23 protein-coding genes are annotated in these 19,432 nt (G+C 64.6%); 16 read left to right on the top strand and 7 right to left on the bottom strand.

The genetic code is table 11. The features are described from left to right. Positions 1-3: 3 nt before the first annotated feature. The 3 genes from ACT6Q8_RS02325 to pdxY all read right to left on the bottom strand — a co-directional run bounded on the left by ACT6Q8_RS02325 (position 4) and on the right by pdxY (position 1,944). Entirely contained in the window at positions 4-495 is a 492-nt protein-coding gene (locus ACT6Q8_RS02325; protein WP_444732513.1) for a Rid family hydrolase, read from the bottom strand. A gap of 98 nt (positions 496-593) precedes the next feature. Further along, a complete protein-coding gene (locus ACT6Q8_RS02330; RefSeq protein ID WP_102111703.1) occupies positions 594-998 on the bottom strand; it encodes a hypothetical protein in 405 nt (134 codons plus the stop codon). Between the two features lie 85 nt (positions 999-1,083). Further along, positions 1,084-1,944 carry a pyridoxal kinase PdxY gene (pdxY, locus tag ACT6Q8_RS02335; protein WP_444732514.1) on the bottom strand — a complete coding sequence of 287 codons (861 nt, stop codon included), beginning with the start codon at positions 1,942-1,944 and terminating at the stop codon, positions 1,084-1,086. Positions 1,945-2,125: 181 nt separating this feature from the next. On the opposite strand from pdxY, the gene ACT6Q8_RS02340 reads away from it, so the two are divergent. Both ACT6Q8_RS02340 and ACT6Q8_RS02345 read left to right on the top strand, forming a co-directional pair. Further along, on the top strand, positions 2,126-3,826 hold the full coding sequence (locus ACT6Q8_RS02340; RefSeq protein WP_444732515.1) for a methyl-accepting chemotaxis protein: 1,701 nt from the start codon (positions 2,126-2,128) through the stop codon (positions 3,824-3,826). A gap of 184 nt (positions 3,827-4,010) precedes the next feature. Beyond that, positions 4,011-4,874: an HpcH/HpaI aldolase/citrate lyase family protein gene (locus ACT6Q8_RS02345; RefSeq protein ID WP_444732516.1), complete on the top strand. Its 864-nt coding sequence runs from the start codon at positions 4,011-4,013 to the stop codon at positions 4,872-4,874. A gap of 110 nt (positions 4,875-4,984) precedes the next feature. Here the strand turns inward: ACT6Q8_RS02345 and ACT6Q8_RS02350 are convergent, their stop codons facing one another. Genes ACT6Q8_RS02350 through ACT6Q8_RS02360 form a run of 3 tightly spaced genes read right to left on the bottom strand, consistent with a single transcriptional unit; the run spans position 4,985 to position 8,428 of the window. Continuing rightward, on the bottom strand, positions 4,985-6,799 hold the full coding sequence (locus ACT6Q8_RS02350) for an ABC-F family ATP-binding cassette domain-containing protein (protein ID WP_444732517.1): 1,815 nt from the start codon (positions 6,797-6,799) through the stop codon (positions 4,985-4,987). A gap of 1 nt (position 6,800) precedes the next feature. Next, on the bottom strand, positions 6,801-7,439 hold the full coding sequence (gmk, locus tag ACT6Q8_RS02355) for a guanylate kinase (protein WP_444732518.1): 639 nt from the start codon (positions 7,437-7,439) through the stop codon (positions 6,801-6,803). A gap of 56 nt (positions 7,440-7,495) precedes the next feature. Beyond that, complete coding sequence (locus ACT6Q8_RS02360) at positions 7,496-8,428, bottom strand: YicC/YloC family endoribonuclease (RefSeq protein ID WP_444732519.1); 933 nt, start codon at positions 8,426-8,428, stop codon at positions 7,496-7,498. An 87-nt stretch (positions 8,429-8,515) separates the two neighbouring features. Between ACT6Q8_RS02360 and ACT6Q8_RS02365 the strand changes: the two genes are divergently transcribed. Further along, complete coding sequence (locus ACT6Q8_RS02365; protein ID WP_054167040.1) at positions 8,516-9,277, top strand: SDR family NAD(P)-dependent oxidoreductase; 762 nt, start codon at positions 8,516-8,518, stop codon at positions 9,275-9,277. Positions 9,278-9,318: 41 nt separating this feature from the next. Here ACT6Q8_RS02365 and ACT6Q8_RS02370 read toward each other — a convergent pair whose 3' ends face one another. Further along, positions 9,319-10,134, bottom strand: a complete 816-nt coding sequence (locus ACT6Q8_RS02370; RefSeq protein WP_444732520.1) for a hypothetical protein — start codon at positions 10,132-10,134, stop codon at positions 9,319-9,321. A 126-nt stretch (positions 10,135-10,260) separates the two neighbouring features. On the opposite strand from ACT6Q8_RS02370, the gene ACT6Q8_RS02375 reads away from it, so the two are divergent. The 13 genes from ACT6Q8_RS02375 to ACT6Q8_RS02435 all read left to right on the top strand — a co-directional run bounded on the left by ACT6Q8_RS02375 (position 10,261) and on the right by ACT6Q8_RS02435 (position 19,431). Next, positions 10,261-10,923: a Fe2+-dependent dioxygenase gene (locus ACT6Q8_RS02375; RefSeq protein ID WP_054167042.1), complete on the top strand. Its 663-nt coding sequence runs from the start codon at positions 10,261-10,263 to the stop codon at positions 10,921-10,923. A 122-nt stretch (positions 10,924-11,045) separates the two neighbouring features. Continuing rightward, complete coding sequence (locus ACT6Q8_RS02380; RefSeq protein WP_444732521.1) at positions 11,046-11,795, top strand: phosphocholine cytidylyltransferase family protein; 750 nt, start codon at positions 11,046-11,048, stop codon at positions 11,793-11,795. Positions 11,796-12,030: 235 nt separating this feature from the next. Further along, the gene (locus ACT6Q8_RS02385) at positions 12,031-12,543 is read left to right on the top strand and encodes a MarR family winged helix-turn-helix transcriptional regulator (protein WP_054167043.1); all 513 of its coding nucleotides are present in this window, start codon (positions 12,031-12,033) and stop codon (positions 12,541-12,543) included. Positions 12,544-12,760: 217 nt separating this feature from the next. Continuing rightward, the gene (locus ACT6Q8_RS02390; RefSeq protein ID WP_444732522.1) at positions 12,761-13,204 is read left to right on the top strand and encodes a TIGR01244 family sulfur transferase; all 444 of its coding nucleotides are present in this window, start codon (positions 12,761-12,763) and stop codon (positions 13,202-13,204) included. A 99-nt stretch (positions 13,205-13,303) separates the two neighbouring features. Further along, positions 13,304-13,714, top strand: coding sequence for a hypothetical protein (locus tag ACT6Q8_RS02395; protein ID WP_444739334.1), 411 nt, complete (start codon positions 13,304-13,306; stop codon positions 13,712-13,714). A gap of 312 nt (positions 13,715-14,026) precedes the next feature. Continuing rightward, positions 14,027-14,710, top strand: coding sequence for an energy transducer TonB (locus ACT6Q8_RS02400; RefSeq protein WP_102111691.1), 684 nt, complete (start codon positions 14,027-14,029; stop codon positions 14,708-14,710). A gap of 53 nt (positions 14,711-14,763) precedes the next feature. Then, positions 14,764-15,657 carry a MotA/TolQ/ExbB proton channel family protein gene (locus ACT6Q8_RS02405; RefSeq protein ID WP_054167046.1) on the top strand — a complete coding sequence of 298 codons (894 nt, stop codon included), beginning with the start codon at positions 14,764-14,766 and terminating at the stop codon, positions 15,655-15,657. Positions 15,658-15,659: 2 nt separating this feature from the next. Beyond that, positions 15,660-16,103, top strand: coding sequence for an ExbD/TolR family protein (locus ACT6Q8_RS02410; protein ID WP_054167047.1), 444 nt, complete (start codon positions 15,660-15,662; stop codon positions 16,101-16,103). A 44-nt stretch (positions 16,104-16,147) separates the two neighbouring features. Further along, a complete protein-coding gene (locus ACT6Q8_RS02415) occupies positions 16,148-16,579 on the top strand; it encodes an ExbD/TolR family protein (RefSeq protein WP_082372128.1) in 432 nt (143 codons plus the stop codon). 173 nt (positions 16,580-16,752) lie between these two features. Next, entirely contained in the window at positions 16,753-18,039 is a 1,287-nt protein-coding gene (locus ACT6Q8_RS02420; RefSeq protein WP_054167048.1) for a tetratricopeptide repeat protein, read from the top strand. A gap of 121 nt (positions 18,040-18,160) precedes the next feature. Next, positions 18,161-18,460: an energy transducer TonB gene (locus ACT6Q8_RS02425; protein ID WP_054167049.1), complete on the top strand. Its 300-nt coding sequence runs from the start codon at positions 18,161-18,163 to the stop codon at positions 18,458-18,460. Between the two features lie 96 nt (positions 18,461-18,556). Continuing rightward, positions 18,557-18,760, top strand: a complete 204-nt coding sequence (locus ACT6Q8_RS02430) for a twin-arginine translocase TatA/TatE family subunit (RefSeq protein ID WP_054167050.1) — start codon at positions 18,557-18,559, stop codon at positions 18,758-18,760. A gap of 134 nt (positions 18,761-18,894) precedes the next feature. Then, a complete protein-coding gene (locus ACT6Q8_RS02435) occupies positions 18,895-19,431 on the top strand; it encodes a MarR family winged helix-turn-helix transcriptional regulator (protein ID WP_444732524.1) in 537 nt (178 codons plus the stop codon). Position 19,432: the final 1 nt, after the last annotated feature.

The following is a 19,432-nucleotide window of genomic DNA, read 5'->3' on the forward strand; positions in this document are numbered from 1 at the left end:
GGATCAGGGCGTTCCTGATCCGTCCTTTTTCTTTGGCAGTTTCGCCACCAGCTTAATCTCAGTAATGCCGTTGTCGGGCACCAGACGGGTGATGCCGATGGCGGTCCAGGCGGGAAAAGGCGCCTTGACGTAAAGGTGCTTCACTTCCTTGAAGGCCGGCATCTGGCCCGGAATGTCGGTGTGGTAGCTGGTGATCTCCACCACATCGTCCCAGGTGACACCCGCCCGGCCCAGGATGATGCCCAGCCGGTCCATGGCGCGGGTATAGGCCAGCTTCAGGTCGGTTTCACCGGGGCGCAGGGCCGCCACCACGCCCGACAGATAGACAGTGTCGCCCGTCACCACCGCGTCTGCGAAGCCCCAGTCGGTGAACAGGGCCTTCACCCGTTCATCATCGGGCATGATCACCGTGGCCTCCTGCCGCGCGCCGGCCAGGGCCGGCAGGCAGGACAGACCGCAGGCCAGCAGGGCCAGGGCGAAACCGCGTTTCATCATCACACACTCCATTCTTTTATGGTTAAGCATGGAGCGGATAGCAGAAGTGGTTTTGCCTGACAGTTACGGTGTGTAACGGGCTGGTGACCGGGTGATCGTCAGCTGAGGCCGACCGTCAGGTCGCAGGTGGTGGAGCCGATGCCACGGTTGAAGAAGCGGATGACCATGCCGCCGGCATCGCGCACGGCCAGCACCTGATTTTGGCCGGGTCCCAGCGACAGTTGCCGGCCCGTGGCGGCCAGCGTGCTTTCGGTGATGGAATATTCCAGCACGCAGCGCTTATTGCCCTTATTCTCGAACGTCACGTCGCCAGGGCCGGGGATCTTGAACTCAAAGCTCTTACCGGCGTTGAAATCGACACGTCCCTGGCAGGGATTACCCTTTTGAACTTCGCACCCGAATTCGCCCTGCGGGCCTCGCTGTACCGCGGGCTGGGCCTGAATGGATGGCACGGACAGCAGGCCTGTGAGCAGGGCAAGGCTGGCAAGGGTCAGGCGGGACATCCGTTCGGCGCTCCTAAGGCGGCAGGGTCATCAGTTCAAATAGACAAGCAGCAGGGGTGCTGCAAGCCCGCACCATGCACGCGCGTCAGTCGACGCGGCTGGCGCTGAAAAAGCGGGAAGGGTGAACAAGCTGGTCCTGTGCCGCGATGATCTGTAATTCCCGCTGCCCGGCATCACGGGTGGCCTTGAACACCGCATAGATGGATGATGCCGCGTGCGACAGGGCCAACTGCCCGTCGCCGGTTTCCAGGAACTTGGCCAGGAACAGGGCCGCCACACAATCACCCGCGCCGTTGGGCAGGGGCGACAGGTCCAGGCGCGGGGTGGCGACCAGGAAGGCCCCATCCGGTCCGTCCAACAGCATTTCGATATTGTCGTCCGGCGCGTCGCTGCGCGTCAGGCTGGTGACCATCACCCAGCGCGGGCCCAGTTTCCGGGCTGCCTTTGTGGCCGACAGGGCCGATGACAGGTCGGTGACGGTGTGGCCGGTCAGAAACTCCAGCTCAAACTGGTTGGGTGTGATGATGTCGGCCTGGGGCACGGCGCGGTCGCGGAAGAATTCCGGGATACCCGGCCGCACGAAGAAGCCGCGCCCGACATCGCCCATCACGGGGTCGCAGCAATAAAGCGCATCCGCCTTGCCCTGCCGGACCCGCGCCACGGCGGACAGGACGACATCGCCCAGGGCTGCGTCGCCCATATAGCCGGTAAGCACGGCATGCACGCCGTCCATGGCCCCGCGTGCCTCCACCCCCCGCAGCACATCGGCAATATGGTCGGGCGGCAGTACCATGCCCGTCCAGGCGCCATAGCCGGTATGGTTGGAGAATTGCACGGTATTGACGGCAATGGCATCAAAGCCCAGCCGTTCCAAGGGGAAAACAGCGGCCCGGTTGCCGACATGGCCAAAGGCGACATGGGACTGGATGGTCAGGATGGTCCGCACTGTTTCACCCTTCTGCTGCCGTGTCTTCTTGCTACGCCGGGCGACGACAGGCCTTCAATGACAAAAGCGTGTGGAGGACACTGTGCGGTGCGTCACTGCCCGCCTATCTCGACATGGCGTCAGTTAGCGTTCCCACCGTGCCCCATTCGGGCTACTCCAAAAAATGAAAAGAGAGCGTCCCATGCGCATGTTGCGTGATGCCAAGATCAAGACCCGCGTGCTGATCGGTTTCGGGGTGCTTCTGGTGCTTCTGGTCGTGCTGACCGGCATCGGCGTGCAGAAGGTCAGCCTGATCAATACCAGCCTGACCCAGATTAACGAGGTGAACAGCGTCAAGCAGCGCTATGCCATCAATTTCCGTGGCTCTGTGCATGACCGGGCCATTGCGCTGCGCGATGTCGTGCTGGTCGATCCGGCCAGGATCGATCAGGTTGTCACGGATATTCGCACGCTGGAAGCCGCCTACGCCACCTCTGCCAAGGCGATGGACGCGATGTTCGCGGCGCGTAAAGACATCCTGCCGGAGGAACGACAGATCCTGGCGTCGATCAAGGAGATTGAGGCCAAGACGCTGCCCGGCATCAACAAGGTGATTGAGCTGCGCCGGGCCGGGAAGGATGCGGACGCGCAGGAATTGCTGCTGTCCACCGTCCGGCTGGACCTATCGGAATGGCTGCTGCGGATCAACCGCTTCATCGACAAGCAGGAAAAGGATAATGGCCTGATCGGCGATGCCACGCGGGCGCAGGCGCGTGGCTTTTCAGAGCTGATGCTGTGGGTCTGCGGCATCTGTCTGGTGCTGGGTGGCGGCATGGCCTGGTGGGTGGTGGGCTCGCTGGCCCCGCTGCGTCGCCTGACGGATGCCATGCTGCGTCTGGCCGATGGCAACCTTGCCACCGACATCCCCGATAATGAGGCCGCCAACGAGGTGGGCGACATTACCGGCGCGGTGCAGGTGTTCAAGACCAACGCCATCGAGGCTGACCGTCTGCGCCGCGAGCAGGCCGCTGCTGAGGAACGTGCCGAACAGGCCCGCAAGGCGGAGATGCAGGCCCTGGCCCAGCGGTTCGAGGATGAGGTGAGTGCGGTCGTGGCTGCCGTCGGCACCTCATCCGATCATATCAAGCAATCCGCCGAACTGCTGCTGACCACCGCCGGTGCGGCGGAGGAACGCGTGGATACGGTGGAGGCATCGTCGGGTCAGGCGACGGAGAATGTGCAGGCCGTGGCGACGGCGGCAGGGCAGCTTGCCACGTCGATCCAGGAGATCGCCCGCCAGATCGAGGATAGCGCCGACCGCACCCGCCGCGCCGCCGAACAGGCCAGCCATACCAACAGCCTTGTCGATGGTCTGTCGGTGAAGGCCGACCGCATCGGGGAGGTTTTGGGCCTGATCAGCGATATTGCCAGCCAGACCAACCTTCTGGCGCTCAACGCCACCATCGAGGCGGCACGCGCGGGAGAGGCTGGCAAGGGCTTTGCCGTTGTCGCGTCGGAGGTGAAGAACCTGGCCAGCCAGACGGCGCGCGCCACCGACGATATCGCCCAGCGTATCGCGGAGATCCAGGCCGCCACGGGCGAGGCGGTGAAGGCCATTAAGGAAATCGGGGCCACCGTGGAACAGGTGAACCAGATTTCCACCTCCATCGCGTCCGCCGTGGAGGAACAGAACGCCGCCACCACCGAAATCGCCCGCAGCGCCCGCCATGCCTCCAACGGCGTGGAAACAGTGACCATGGCGGTGGCCGATGTCCGCGAAGGCACGGCGCAGACGGGGGCGGAATCGAAGGCGTTGCTGACCGCGTCCGCCGAACTGACCGACCATGCCGGTGCCTTGAAGGCGCAGGTGGACCGGTTCTTGGCGTCGGTGCGTGCGGCTTAGTTTCCGCCCTCAATTGCCGGGCGGGCGCATCCGCGCCCTTGGCTACGCCGCATGGGCGGCGCGGCGGCAGTCGCCGCCGAATACCGGCATCAATGATGCCGGCATGGCGTGACACCCCGTCCCGTTGCCGGGGCCAGCCTTCCTCGGGTAGGCTGGCCCCGTTCTTCATTTGGGATCAGGCATCATGCATATCCGCCCCCGCCGCTCCGCCCTTTACATGCCCGGTGCCAACGCCCGCGCCCTGGACAAGGCCCGCTCGCTGCCCGCCGATGTGTTGATCCTGGACCTGGAAGACGCCGTGGCCCCGGACGCCAAGGAACAGGCGCGGGCCCAGGTGATGGCGGCGGTGCATGAAGGCGGCTATGGCAGCCGGGAACTGGTGATCCGCGTCAACGGCCTGGACACGGCCTGGGGCCATGCCGATCTGGTGGCCGCCGCGACCTCAGGCGCCGATGCCGTCCTGATCTGCAAGGTGGACAGTGCGGAAGGCGTGCGGCAGGCCGACCGGGTGCTGCGCGCCGCCGGTGCGCCGGAAAGTCTGCGCCTGTGGGTCATGATGGAGACGCCGCGCGCCATGCTGGCGGCGGGTGACATTGCCGGGGCGTGTGCGCGCATCGACTGTCTGGTGATGGGCACGTCGGACCTGACCAAGGATTTGAACGCGCTGGCCACCCGCGACCGGCTGCCCATGGTGACCAGCCTGGGCCTGTGCATGCTGGCCGCCCGTGCCTATGGCCTGACGGCGTTGGACGGGGTGCATGTCGATCTGGAGGATGAGGAAGGGCTGGCCGCGTCGTGCCGGCAGGGCCGCGAACTGGGCTTCGACGGCAAGACCCTGATCCATCCCAAGCAGCTGGCCGCTGCCAATGAGGCGTTTGCGCCGTCCGTGGATGAGGTTGCCCGTGCCCGGCGGATCATTGCTGCGCATGCCGAGGCGGTGGATGCTGGCAAGGGTATCACGCTCGTCGATGGCAAGCTGATCGAGGCGCTGCATGTGGAGACGGCCCGGCGCGTGGTGGCGCTGGCCGAGGTGGTGGGGGTGGGGTGAGGGGCGGTGGGGTTATGTCGCATGCGGGCTCCGCCCTTATGCGACCTACGAAACATGCATGCCCTCGTAGGTCGCATAAGCGAAGCGCATGCGACACAGCGACGGTGCTGTTACCCCTCCAACTCCTCCTTCAACGCCTCCAACTCCAGCCAGCGTTCTTCGGCTGCTGACAGGTCGGCCTGCGCCGCCGACAAATCCTCGCTGGCCTTGGCAAAGCCCTTGGGGTCTTTGCTGTAGAAGGCTGGGTCCGCCATCTTGGCGTTCAGTTGGGCGATCTTCTTTTCCAGCGCCGCCATCTTGCCCGGCAGTTCTTCCAGCTCCCGGTTTTCCTTGAAGGACAGCTTCTTTTTGGCCTTCGGCGCTGCCGGTGCGGCGGTGACCGGCTTGGCGGCAGCCTTGGCCGCTTCCGCCGGTTCGTCGGCCTTGCGCTGGATCAGGTAGTCGGTGTAGCCGCCGGGATATTCCGACACGTCGCCATCGCCTTCGACCGCGATGGTGCTGGTGACCAGCCGGTCCAGGAAGTCGCGGTCGTGGCTGACCAGCAGCAAGGTGCCGTCATAATCGGCCAGCACTTCTTCCAGGAGGTCCAGCGTGTCCATGTCCAGGTCGTTGGTCGGCTCGTCCAGGACCATCAGGTTGCTGGGCTGCGCGAACAGTTTGGCCAGCAGCAGACGGTTGCGTTCACCGCCCGAGAGCGCGCGCACCGGCTGTTCCATCATGGAGGGATCGAACAGGAAATCCTTCAGATAGCTGGAAATATGGCGCGGCTTGCCGCCCACCCAGATATTGTCGCCCCCTTCGGGCAGCAGCACCTGTTTCAGCGTGTCGTTGGGGTCCAACTGTGCCCGACGCTGATCAAAGACGATGGTCTGCAGGTTGGTGCCCAGGCGGATCGTGCCGCTGTCGGGCGCGATCTCCCCCATCAGCATCTTCAGGATGGTCGATTTGCCGGCGCCATTGGGACCGATCAGGCCGACCTTGTCGCCTCTGAGGATGCGGGTGGAGAAGTCGCGGCAGATCACCCGTTCCCCGGCATCGCCCATAAAGCTTTTGGAGATGTTTTCGGCTTCGGCCACCAGCTTGCCGGAACTGTCCCCCTCCGCCACCGCGAAATTTACCTGTCGAGACTTGATGCGGTCGGTCCGTTCCTGGCGCATGTCCTGAAGCCGGCGGACGCGGCCCATGTTGCGGGTGCGGCGACCGGAGATGCCGCCCTCCCACATCCATTTCAGCTCGGCTGCGATCTTACGGTCCAGCTTGTGGAAATTGGCTTCCTCTTCCTTGAATACCTCGTCGCGCCAGGTCTCAAACTCACTGAAAGGCCGTTCCGTGGTGCGCAGCACGCCACGGTCCAGCCACAGGATGCGCTTGGACAGGTTCTGCAAGAAGGCGCGGTCGTGGGAGATCAGCAGCAAGGCCCCCCGGAACTGCTGCAACTCCTTTTCCAGCCACAGGATGGTGGGGATGTCCAGATGGTTCGTCGGCTCGTCCAGCAGCAGCACATCCGGTTCGTCAACCAGGGCACGGGCCAGCGCGGCGCGGCGCGATTCCCCGCCCGACAGGGTGGCGCAGGCGCGGTCACCGGGCAGGTCGAGCGCTTCCAGAACCGCATCGACGCGGTACTGCATCGGTTCCGCCTGACCGCCGGCCACGAAATCGGCCACGGTGGGGTATTTCGAGAAATCAGGCTCCTGCGCCAGATAGGCAACCCGCGCACCGGGTTGCAGGAACCGTTCGCCCGTGTCGATGTCGATCTCGCCGGCCAGACATTTCAGCAGGGTGGATTTGCCCGACCCGTTGCGACCGACCAGGGCGATCTTCTCGCCCCGCGCCACCGACACGTCGATGCCTTCGAACAGGGTGGTGGAGCCGAGATGGACCGAAGCACCGGCCAGGGAGATGAGAGCGGGATTGTTGGGGGCCATCTCAGTTGCCCTTGCCGACCTGAAGCGAGCGCACAAAATCCGACAGCCCCACCTGACGGCGGCGCTTCAGGCGTTCGGCCTTCAAGATGGCCTCCACGGCGGCCACCGATTCCTGAACGTCCTTGTTCACGATGACATAGTCATATTCGGACCAATGGCTCATCTCGTCATTGGCCTTGGACATGCGGTGGGCGATGACCTCCGCACTGTCCTGGGCGCGGTTGGTCAGGCGGCGTTCCAGTTCGGCGGCGCTGGGCGGCAGGATGAAGACGCGGACCAGATCGGTGCCGGCACTGTCGGAGAGCTGCTGCGTGCCCTGCCAGTCAATGTCGAACAGCACGTCGCGCCCGGCGCGCATCGCATCCTCCACCGGCCCGCGCGGCGTGCCATAGCGGTTGCCGAAGACATGCGCGTGCTCCAGCAGTTCCTTGCGCGCCACCCGCGCCTCAAACTCCGCATGGTCCACGAAATAATAATGCACGCCTTCCTGTTCCCCCGGCCGCATGGGCCGGGTGGTCAGGGACACGGACATGGACAGGTTGTCGTCACGTGTCAGCAATTCGCGGGAGATCGTGGACTTGCCGGCACCGGACGGGGAGGAGAGGACCAGCATCAGGCCACGGCGATGGATCAGGGACATTTCGGGGACTGCCAAAGGGGTTCGGATGTTAAAGGGGGAGGCCGGTGGCGGCCCGTTTACTCAATATTCTGTACTTGCTCGCGGAACTGTTCGATCACGGCTTTCAGTTCCATGCCGATACGGGTCAGTTCGACATCGGCGGATTTGCTGCACAGCGTATTGGCCTCGCGGTTGAATTCCTGGCACAGGAAATCCAGCCGCCGGCCCACGGCCCCGCCATCACGCAGCATGGTGCGGGCCTGGGCGATGTGGGCGCGCAGCCGGTCAAGCTCCTCCCGCACGTCGGCCTTGCTGATCAGCAATGCTGCTTCCTGGGCCAGCCGATCCTCCGCCACGGGCGGCACAGCGTCCAGCAGGGCCTGGATCTGGCCGCGCAGCTTGGCGCGCAGGGCCTCGGGCTGAAGCGAGGAGGTTGCGGCGGCGGCGTCGGTCAGGCGCTCGATCTCCGCCAGATGGTCCAGCAGGACGGCGGCCAGATGCGCGCCCTCACCCGTGCGGGCCTCCACCAGCCGGTCGATGGCGGTGGCGACGGTGGCGGCGATGGCCTGTTCCAGGGCCAGACGGTCTTCCTCCGTCTCGCGCGGCTCGGCGCTGTCGATGACGCCGCGTACCGACAGCAGCGTGTCGATGGCGGGTGGCGGCGCGTCCGGCCCCCCGATCTCCCGCGCCAGTTCCAGCACCTGGGCCAGCAATTCGCGGTTGATGCGCAGCGCGCCTGCATTTTCCAGCCGCGTCAGGTTGACCGCGACATTGACGTTGCCGCGCGTCAGGCGTGCTTCCACCGCCGTGCGGATGGCGGGTTCAACCCCGTCCAAACCGGCGGGCAGGCGGCAGCGCAGGTCGCGGCCCTTGCCATTGACGCTGCGCGCCTCCACCACCCATTGCGCGCGCTCGTTGGAGCCGTCGGCCCGGGCGAAGCCGGTCATGGAAATGACAGCGCCCTTGCCGTTGGCGGGGCCGGTCTTGCGGGCGGCGGGATTTTGCGTCACATCAGGCTCGATCTTTGGGGCAGCTGAAAGGCGGTTTATATCGCTCCGCCGCCCCAGCAACAAGGTTTCCACCGGTCGAGGCCCCTCATGCGTGATCCGCGCGTCATATTCATCACGGGTGCGTCGTCCGGCATCGGGGAGGCGCTGGCCCTGTCCTATGCAGCCAAGGGCATCCGCCTGCTGCTGACGGGCCGCGATGCGGGGCGGCTGGCGCAGGTGGCGGGGCGTTGCCGGGACCAGGGGGCCGATGTGGTGACCACCATTATCGACGTCACCGACCGCGTGGCGCTGGCCGACTGGATCATCGCGCGGGATGGGGAGGTTCCGGTCGATCTGATCATCGCCAATGCCGGCATATCGGCGGGCACGGGCGGCGGTGTGGAGACGGAGGCACAGGCCCGGGCCATCTTTGCCACCAATCTGGACGGGGTGTTGAACTCCATCCACCCCCTGATCCCCGCCATGGTGGCGCGGGGGCGGGGACAGATCGCGCTGATGTCCTCGCTGGCCAGCTTTCGCGGCATGGCGGGGGCGGCCGCCTATTGCGGGTCAAAGGCGGCGGTGCGCGTTTATGGAGAGGCGCTGCGCGGCGATCTGGCCCGGCATGGCGTCGGGGTCAGCGTCATCTGTCCCGGATTCGTGGTCAGCCGCATGACGGCGGTCAACCGTTTTCCCATGCCGTTCCTGATGGATGCCGACCGGGCAGCGCGCATCATCCGGCGCGGGCTGGCGTTGGGGAAGGGGCGGGTGGCCTTTCCGTTCCCGACATATGCCGTATCGTGGCTGCTGGGCGTGCTGCCGCCCGGGCTGGTGGATATGATCCTCGCCCGGGCGCCGCGTAAGGGGTGAGGGTGTGCGTCGCATAAGCAAAGCGCATGCGACATTGGGGGTCACCGCACGCGCGACAGGGCCAACTGCGCCTTGGAGGTCTGGACCGACAAGGCATCCAGCGCGACTGGCAGGGTGGCCGGGCGCAAGGCGGTCGGGTAGGCCTTCAGCAGCAGGTCGATGGCCGCCGTCACATCCGCCGGCAGGGGCACGCCGGCCTTCACCAGGGCTTCGGACCGCACCTTGGCGGTAATGGCGAAGCCGTAGCCGTCCAGATAGGGTTCGAACTCGGTATTGGCGCTGGCCGAACGGTATTGGCGTGCGGCACGCTCGATCATGCCGGCCAGCAGCTTGGCCTGTACTGCCTTGGCGCTGTCGCTGCTTTTCGGGGCCTTGGCGGCGGTGGCGTCCAGGGCGGCCAACACCGTCTTCACGGCCTTTTCCACCTGCGCCACGGGTGCGTTGCCCAGCGCCAGTTCCGATGCCTTGCTCATCTCGTCCTGAAAGGGCTTGGCACCCTGGGCCGTGAAGACCGGTTCCAGATCGACATAAATCTCCGAGATCGGGTGCGCGAACATCTCGCCCGCCGCCTGATGCCGGTCCGCCTTATAGGCGGCAAGGCCGGCATGATAATGCGCGGCGGTCACATCCAGGGCGGAGATGAAGGCCACCGGGTCCTTGGCGGCATCCTCGGCGGACACACCACCCTCTCCGCCTTCACCCCCTTCACCCCCTTCGCCGCCCTCGCCACCCTGGGCGACCTGCAGCGCGATGGCGCCATCCTGGTGCCAAGGGGTCGCCGTATCGGCCAGGGCGGCGCCACCGGCCAGAACCGACAGGCCGACGCCGACCCAGAGACGGGGTTGAAGCTTGATCATGGACCCAAGGCTCCCATGCATAGAATATAAGGGTGAGGTGGGGCGGGACCGTGCCATGATGCCCACTCAATTGCAAGTCATTCGCAATCTTAATCGTTCGCCTTTCCCTGCGCGGAGTGTCGCATCATGATCCTGCCCATCGCTAATGTCCTGACACCTGATGAGGTGGCGTTGATGGCGGAGCGACTGGGGGCGGGACGGTTCCAGCCGGGTGCGGCGACGGCGGGATGGCATGCCAAGCTGGTCAAGGATAATGAGCAGCTGCGGGGCGACGACCCGGCCCATGGCGACCTGCGCGCCATGGTGGAGGCGGCGGTGCGCCGGCACCCCGTGGCCGCCATGGCGACCCGGCCGCAGCGGTTCGGCCCCATCCTGTTCGCGCGTGCCTCGGGCGGGCAGCATTATGGCAGCCATGTCGATGATGCCCTGATGGGCGGTGTGCGCACCGATGTCTCTTTCACCCTGTTCCTGGCCGATCCCGACAGTTACGAGGGCGGTGAACTGGTGATGGAGACGGCGGCGGGTGATGTGGCGTTCAAGCTGCCGGCGGGGGCGGGGCTGTTCTACCCATCCACCACGCTTCACCGGGTGACGCCGGTCACTGCGGGACAGCGGCTGGTGGCCGCAGGGTGGATACGGTCCTTTGTGCGCGACGCGGCGGAGCGGGAGCTGCTGTTCGACCTCGACACGGCGCGGCAGGGGATATTCAAACGCGACGGAAAAACGGCGGAATTCGACCTCCTCTCCAAATGCCTGTCCAATCTGATCCGCAAATGGGCGGAGGATTGAGGGCGGGCAGGGGCATTGGCCACGAAGCCGCTTGTCATCCCCGTCCTTTCGCGGCAATGTCCGCGGCATTTTTCGGGAAGCGGCCGGCGTGACCGGTCGTCCTTTGTGGAGCCTGGGTCAAAGTGAAAGCCATCATCCTGAGCGCCGGCCAGGGCAAGCGTCTGATGCCCCTGACGGAAGACCGGCCGAAATGCCTGATCGACCTGTCGGGCCGTACCCTGCTGGAATGGCAGATCCGGGGTCTGGCCGCCGCTGGTGTGACAGAGGCGGTGGTTGTCACCGGCTTTCGCGCCGACCGGGTGGAAGAGGCACTGGCCGGCATGGATGTGCCAGGCATCACCACCCGCACGCTCTATAACCCCTTCTATGCGCTGGCCGACAATACGGCCAGCTGCTGGGTCGCGCGGGCAGAGATGGACGGGCCGTTCCTGATCCTGAATGGCGACACTCTGTTCGAGCCGGAAATCGCCAAGCGTCTGCTGTCGGATGCGAAAAAGCCGATCACGGTGACCATCGACGCCAAGGACTGCTATGACGCTGACGATATGAAGGTGCGTACCGACGCCGATGGCAACCTGATGCAGATCGGCAAGACCCTGCCGCTCGACATCGTGAACGGCGAAAGCATCGGTTTCCTGTGCTTCAGTGCGGAGGGTGGCAAGCGTTTCGCGGCGGAAGTGGAGAAGACCCTGCGCACGCCGGAAGGTCTGCGCCGCTGGTACCTGTCGGTCATCGACACCATCGCCAAGGCCGATGGCAGCGTCGGCACCGTCTCTATCCAGGGTCTGGAATGGGGCGAGATGGACTTCCCCGCCGATGTCGACAGCAACCGCGCCCTGACAGCTGGCTGGATCGAACGCGGGGTCGGCTGATCCTCACCAGGTTTCAGTTCCTCAGTCGCCGACGCTGCATCCGCAGCTTGGCTTCACGCGGCACGAGCCGCGCGGCGGCAGTCGCCGCCGGAGCGGCTTCCGGTCAACCGAAAACCGCTCTTAATGCCCCGGATATGGTTGGACGACGGAACATTTAATTGATCCGTGTCAATGCGGCGCTCCCCTGTTGCGGTCAGGATGACAGCATCCAATGACCAGTCACCAGGGGCCAGCCATGCCGAACAGCACTTTCCGTTTCCGCGCCGAAGACGCCATCGCCCTCAACCTGATGGACCTCGCCAATATCATCGCGCATCAGTGCGAGGAGATGCTGGCCGAAGCCGGCCTGACGGCACCGCAATGGACGGTGCTGATGAATGTGGCCGGCGATGCCAATTTCCAGGACGGGGCCCGCACCCATGAGGGTATCTTCTCCTCCGAGATCGCGTCGGCCCGCGGCCTTTCCCGCCCGCACATCTCCGCCACCGTCACGGAGCTGATTCGCAAGGGCCTGATCAGCCAGCAGGACGACCCGCAGGACCGCCGCCGCAAGCTGCTGCGCGTCACGCCGGAAGGGCTGGAGATGCTGCGCCGTCTGCAGCCCAAGCGTCAGGGCATCAACGACATGCTGCTGCGCGACCTGACGCCGGATCAGCGCCAGCGCATGCTGGACTTGCTGGTCACCGTCCGCCGCCGGGCACGTGGCATCGCCGACCAGGGCGCCACCCCCTTGCGCATTGCCGGGTGATCCCCAGATAGGAGCCATGTCCGACTGTCGGGGCCGGGCTGGGTTGCATCAGTGCATGTTGCGACGCAGCAGAACCTGCCTATTTATACATCGCAAGTGCGAACAAAAGCGGCGGAATCACAGCAGCCTCCACCAAGGACCTGACACCGCCGCCTCAAATTCGCCCTTTTCGGTCGGTCATAAGTAGCTCGCTTTCACTCCTTTGCGCGGGGTCGTCATGGCTTTGGATGTACGTCCTCTGGTCGATGGTCTGTCGGTCTCGCCGCAGGTGACGGAGCAGGATATCCGCGACGCGCACGCCGCTGGTTTCCGCACCATCATCAACAACCGCCCGGACGGGGAGGAGCCAGGGCAGCTCTCCTCCGCCCAGGCGGGTGCCTTGGCCCGTGAACTGGGCCTCACCTATATCTATCAGCCTGCCACCGGCCCCACGCTGGAGCTTGTGGCCCCTGATTTCGGGAGTGCGCTGGCCACGGCGCCCGGTCCCATTCTCGCCCATTGCCGGTCGGGCACGCGCTGCACGATTCTGTGGGCGCTCGCAGAAGCGAAAGCCGGAAGCCGCAACGGCGAAGCAATATTGCGCGCTGCCGCGGATGCGGGATACGATCTGTCTGCTTATGCGGGAATTATCGACCGTTACACACAATCGCGGGCAGAATAGTGCCCTTCGGGCGCTTTAGGGCATTGTGTTGACCGCAACGCTGTGAGAGTGTCGCTTCCGGTTCGGCCATGGTGCCGATTGGTGGAGGCGACACACGACATGATGCGCGGCTGGGCCCACGGGCTCCTCGCTCTTCTGTTCCTGGTCATGGTGGTCCTGGGCGGTATCCTGCCCCGGAACGTAAACCCGTTTTCCGCCAATCTACCCCTCCCGACTACCGCAAATTTCCTGACCGGACAGGCGCTCCCGGCCAGCCCGACGCACGATCGTGGCGTTGAGGTGGCGGCTGCATTCTCCCGTCCTGTCGGCCATGGCAAGCGTGAACGTGCTGCCGGTGGTGGTGACCCTGTCCCGCTGCCCACCCTTCTCGTTGTTGCCATTGCCCTGTTCTACGCGCTGCCCCTGCGTGGCAGCGACGTGGCGCGCGCCCTTCGCATCGGCTTGACGCCGGAAGGGCGCCATCGGGAGGCCGGGCGCTGCCCGACCGGCCCGCCGGCTTTCGCCGGATAAAGAGAAGACGGGTGGGCATCGCGCTTGGTCGTGCCTGATCCGTCCGGATACCCAACCCGAACTGGCTTCGGCCTGCCTTCCTGGTAACGGGAAAAATGGCCAAAGTCCCTCGCCTCCGATGCTGTACCGCCGGCTGGCCGCCATACCTTCCCTCGACCGGGCGGGTTGTGGTCTGGCGGTGATGCGGCCCATGGCCCGTACTGAGGGTCAAGATAAAAAAACCGGGTTTTTAACTAAGTCCGGCGGATGTCTTGACCTCCAATGTGTGCTATGGCGGAAGCCCCATCCCCCTGTGGATCGAGTGACCGACCGATGTCCTACCTGTCGCAATCGTCTTATCGGCGGCAACAGCCGCAGAGTTCAGGGCGGTTGGTTGGCATCGCGGTGGTTATTCTCCTGCATGTCGGGGTGATTTACGCGCTGGCTACTGGCTTGGCTCAGAAGGTGGTCCATGTGATCGCCGATCCGATCAAGACAGAGATCATCGAGGAAATCGCACCGCCGCCGGAGGAAACGCCTCCGCCGCCCCCGCCGCCTAAGTTCGATACGCCCCCGCCGCCGTTCATTCCGCCGCCGGAGATTCAGATCGCCCAGCCGCCGCCCGCGGCAAACGCGATCCAGACGACGACGGCAGAACGTCCGCCGGTGGTTCAGCCGCCGGGCCGTCCTGCCCCGGCTGCTCCGCCGGCTCCGCCGACGGGTGGCAAGATCGATGTGAAGAGCCTCGCGAAGAACCGGCCTGAGTATCCCGCTCAGTCGATCCGTCTGGAGGAAGCCGGCACGACCGTGATGCGTCTTTTCTGCAACGCGGATGGCCGTATCTCCGACGCCACGATCGAAAAGTCGAGCGGCTACGAACGTCTGGATAACGCCTGGATGAAGGAAGCCAAACGTGGCCGGTGGAAGTGCGATCCGCCGACCGTCAATGGCCAGCCCCAGGGCGCCTGGATTCCGAGCATGGTCCCGCTCACCTTCCGCCTTGAAGATGCGCGTTGATCCTCTCGCATCGACCGATAATCGAAACACGTAAGTCTGAAAGCAGAGCTACGATGAACAAGCTGTTCACCCTGGCGGGCATCAGCCGCCTCGCCGCCGCCGCCGCCGTTGCCGCCACGCTGTCGGCCCCGGTCTTCGCCCAGTCCACGACCCCGGCTGAGCCGGCTCCGGCCGCCACCACCGAGGCTCCGGCCGCTCCGGCCGCCGACACCGCTGCTCCTCCGGCTGCCGAAGCTGCTGCCCCGGCCGCCGAAGCCGCCCCGGAGGCGACCACGAACCCGTACGGTCTGAAGGCCATCATCGATCACGGTGATCTGGTCGCGAAGAGCACCCTGGTCCTGATGCTGATCATGTCGGCCGGCACCTGGTACATCTTCGTTACCAAGCTGATCGAACAGTCCAAGCTGATGTCGCAGGCCACTTTTGCCGAGAAGAACTTCTGGACGGCCTCTTCGGTCACCGAAGGCGCTTCCCGCCTGAAGGAAAATTCGGCTTTCCGCGGCGTCGTCGAAGACGGCCTGCGTGCGACCGAGCATCATGACGGCGCGCTGACCGACCATATCGACCTGCACGAGTGGGTGACGATGTCCCTGCAGCGTTCGGTCGACGCGGTGAACGCCCGCCTGCAGGGTGGTCTGTCCTTCCTGGCTTCGGTCGGCTCGACCTCTCCGTTTATCGGTCTGTTCGGTACGGTGTGGGGTATTCTGAACGCCCTGGTGGCCATTGGTCTGTCCGGTCAGGCGTCGATCGACAAGGTCGCCGGCCCCGTCGGTGAAGCACTGATCATGACCGCCATCGGTCTGGCCGTCGCCGTGCCCGCCGTGCTGGCCTACAACTGGCTGACCCGTCGTAACAAGCTGGTCATGGACCGTCTGCGTAACTTCTCCGCCGATCTGCACGCTCTGCTGATCGCCGGCCAGAAGGCCAAGACCGGCCGGAGCGCCTAACCATGGGGATGAGCGTCGGCCCCGCCAATAGTGGCGAAGACTCAGTGGTGTCGGAAATCAATACGACGCCGCTGGTGGACGTGATGCTCGTTCTGCTGATCATCTTCCTGCTGACCATTCCTGCTGCCATCCAGACCATCCCCGTGAAGCTCCCCGAGGAGTCGAACGTGGTGACTGTGACGAAGCCGGAAAACGTGACGATCGGTGTCGATCCGGACGGCAACATTTATTGGAATGCCGCCCAGTTGCCGGATTACAACGCGCTGTTCGAGCGGATGAAGGAAGTGGCGGTGCTGGTTCCGCAGCCTGAGATCCACATTCGTGGTGACAAGGAAGGGCGGTACGAGTTCGTTGGCAAGGTCGTCGTGACCTGCCAGCGGGCTGGCATCCTCAAGATCGGCTTTATCACCGAGCCTCCTGCCGGGGCGCTGAACGTCAAGCGTTGACGCTCAGCCTTCCCCCCGTCGGGAATGAAGGATAGGAGGCCCCCATGGGCATGAGTGTTGGACCAGGCGCCGAGGACGGGTCCGTCTCTCCGGAAATGAACACCACGCCGTTGATCGACGTGATGCTGGTGTTGCTGGTGATGCTCATCATCACCATTCCGGTGCAGACCCACGCGGTGAAGCTGGATATGCCGGCGGGTCCGCCCCCGCCGCAGACGAATGTGGTCGAACCTGAGGTCATCACCATCGAAGTCGACTTCGATGGTACCGTGATCTGGAACGGCACCGTTCTGAACAGCCGTGAGGAAATGGAGCAGCAGATGACGCTCAAGGCCGCGCAGCAGCCGCAGCCGGAAGTGCATCTGCGTCCGAACAAGCTGGTGAAGTACAAGTACGTGGCGGCTGTTCTGGCGTCCGCTCAGCGGCTTGGCCTGAACAAGATCGGCATGGTCGGTAACGAACAGTTCATGGACTGATCGGTACCAGATGATAGGGGAAAGGCGGACCTTCACAGGTCCGCCTTAAACCTGCCTACTTGACCTGATTGCATGGACATGCGGCCAGATGGCTGGCCGTAAGACAACCCGTCGGACGGGACCCATCGCGAAGAGACACGCGATCCTGTGCGACCGATACCGAGATAGAGACAATGATCCGCACTCGTCTTTTTACCGCCGCCCTGCTGGGTTCGGCCCTGGCCTTTGGCTCCTTCGCCGCCGTGATGGCACCGTCCGAGGCCTTTGCGCAGAAGGCTGGCGGTGAGAAGAAGGAGAAGGCCCCGGCCGGTGATACGGTCCGCAAGGAAGTGGGCGAGCCGCTGACGGCCGCTCAGGAGCTGATGAAGGGCAAGAAGTTCAAGGACGCCCTGGCCAAGATCAAAGAAGCCGACGCGGTCGCCGACAAGACCCCGTTCGAAGACTTCATGGTCGAGCAGATGCGCGCCATCGCCGCCTATCAGGCCGGCGAACTGGACGTTGCCGAGAAGTCGTTCGAAGCCGTGTTCGCCACGGGCCGCTTCCCCGCCGCCCAGCAGCTGACCTTCACGCAGGCGCTGGCGCAGGCTTATTATCAGCAGCGCAACTACACCAAGGCGATCACCTGGACCCAGAAGTATTTCACGGGTGGCGGCAACGACGCCAACATGCGCACCCTGCTTTTGCAGTCCTACTATCTTGGCAAGGATTATCCGAACGCCATCAAGGAAGTCAGCGCCAAGATTTCGGCGGTTGAGAAGTCCGGTGCTACGCCGGATGAGAAGGACCTGCAGCTGCTGGCCGCCGCCAACAATGAGAGCAAGAACGAAGCCGGCTACATGGGCGCGCTGGAAAAGCTGGTGCGCTATTATCCCAAGCGCGACTACTGGCTGGACCTGCTGCTGCGTACGCAGCGCAAGCCGGGCTTCGCCCGTGACCGTCTGGCGCTGGACAGCTATCGCCTGATGAACAAGATCGGTCTGCTGGACACTGCCGGCGATGTCATGGAAATGGCGCAGCTGTCTTTGCAGGCTGGCAACCCCGGTGAAGCCCAGGCCATCATCGACAAGGGCTATGCCGCCGGTCTGCTGGGTACGGGTCCGGAAGCAGAACGCCAGAAGCGTTTGAAGGACGTGGCAGCCAAGCAGGTCGCCGACGACAAGAAGGCCCTGGCCCAGACCGAGACTGAAGCCCTGGCCGGTGCCAATGCCGGTCCGATCCTGCGCGTTGCCGAGGCCTATGCCGGCTATGGTCAGTTCGACAAGGCCATCACCCTGGCTGAAGCCGCCATCGCCAAGGGCAATCTGAAGAACCCCGACGATGCCCGTTTGCGTTTGGTGACCTACTATCTTGACGCCGGCCAGAAGGCCAAGGCCGAAGCCACCGCCAAGGCCATCAAGGCCACGGACGGTCCGGCCGATATGGCCCGTCTGTACCTGCTGAACGCCGCCAAGGCGAAGTAAGCCCGAGGGGGCGGTCGGCTACCGACCGCCCTTTTCGCATGTCTCCCTGTCATCCGCGCGGAAGACACGCCGTTTTCCACGTCCCCCGGTGACATTGCCGCCGGGAATCCCTGGACGCACCATGTCGGATATGGAACCCACTTTCCGCCCCCGGCTGCAATATCCCGAACGCGCCCTGCGTCTTCGGCGCGAAGGCCGTGTCATTGTCGAGTTTCGGATCGGCAATGATGGCGCGCCACAGGATGTGCGGGTCGTGGAGGCCGTGCCGCCGGGCCTGTTCGAACAGTCGGCGCTGCGTTATGCCGCTGGTCTGCGCTATCATCCCGATGAAGGCCGCCCCCCGCATCCTGCCGAAGCCATGCGCCGTGAGCGTGAGCGCCAGAGGCTGGAAGTTCGTTTTGAGATGCGTGGACAGGCCTGATCCACAATCTGTCGCGGATATATCTTTCAAACCGGCTGCGGATTTCCTATCTGTAAGGCGTCGCGTTGAAGCGGGCCGTCAAACTGGAGAATTTCCATGGGCGCCATGAGCCTCTGGCACTGGATCATCGTTCTTGTCGTCGTGCTGCTGGTTTTCGGCGCGGGCAAGCTTCCGAACGTCATGGGTGACATGGCAAAGGGCGTGAAGGCCTTCAAGAAGGGCCTGAAGGAAGGCGAGGAAGAGGCAGCGGCCGATCCCAAGCTGACCGAGAACAAGCCGGGTGAGAACGCCCCGCGCTGATCCATCGCTGCTGCGATTGGACATGGGTAAGGCCGGCTCCGCCTCTCGCGGGGACCGGCCTTTGTTTTTGCGGCCCCCGAAGCCTGGATGCTACTCTGGCCGCCGATGCCGGCTTCATGGACGGGGAGGGGCGATTGGGCGATGGTGTGGATGTGGAACGGACGGGCCGCCTGACGCCGGCCTCGTTTGCGGGTATCCATGATCTTCCCCGCCTGCTGGAACGGCTGCACCGCCGGTTTCTGGACGTGGTCCGGATTGAGCTGGAGCGGCTTCAGAGCGCCCATGTCACGCCTGTGCAGGGGCTGATGCTGCTGACCATCGGCGATAGCAGCCCAACTGTGCAGGAGCTGATCGAACGGGGCCATTATCTGGGCGCGGCTGCGGCCGGCAATCTGCGCGCGCTGGTGCAGGCCGGTCTGGTGCAGGGGCCGGGGCCGCAGGATGACCGCAGATCGGCGCGGCTGTGCCTGACCGAAGCCGGTATGGCGCTGTGCCGTGAATTGCGGCGGGTCGAGATGGGCCATGTCCTGGCCCTGGCCCGCGATGGTGAGGGGGAGGCCGACCTGCTGGCTGCCTACCGCCTTCTTAATCGGCTGGAGCAATCCTGGGCGGATGTCATCCGTGCTGATGCGATCGATGCCGGGCCGGTGCTGGCCGGTGGGGAGGTCTAGG

The organism is Niveispirillum sp. (assembly GCF_052437035.1).
Taxonomy (GTDB): Bacteria; Pseudomonadota; Alphaproteobacteria; order Azospirillales; family Azospirillaceae; genus Niveispirillum.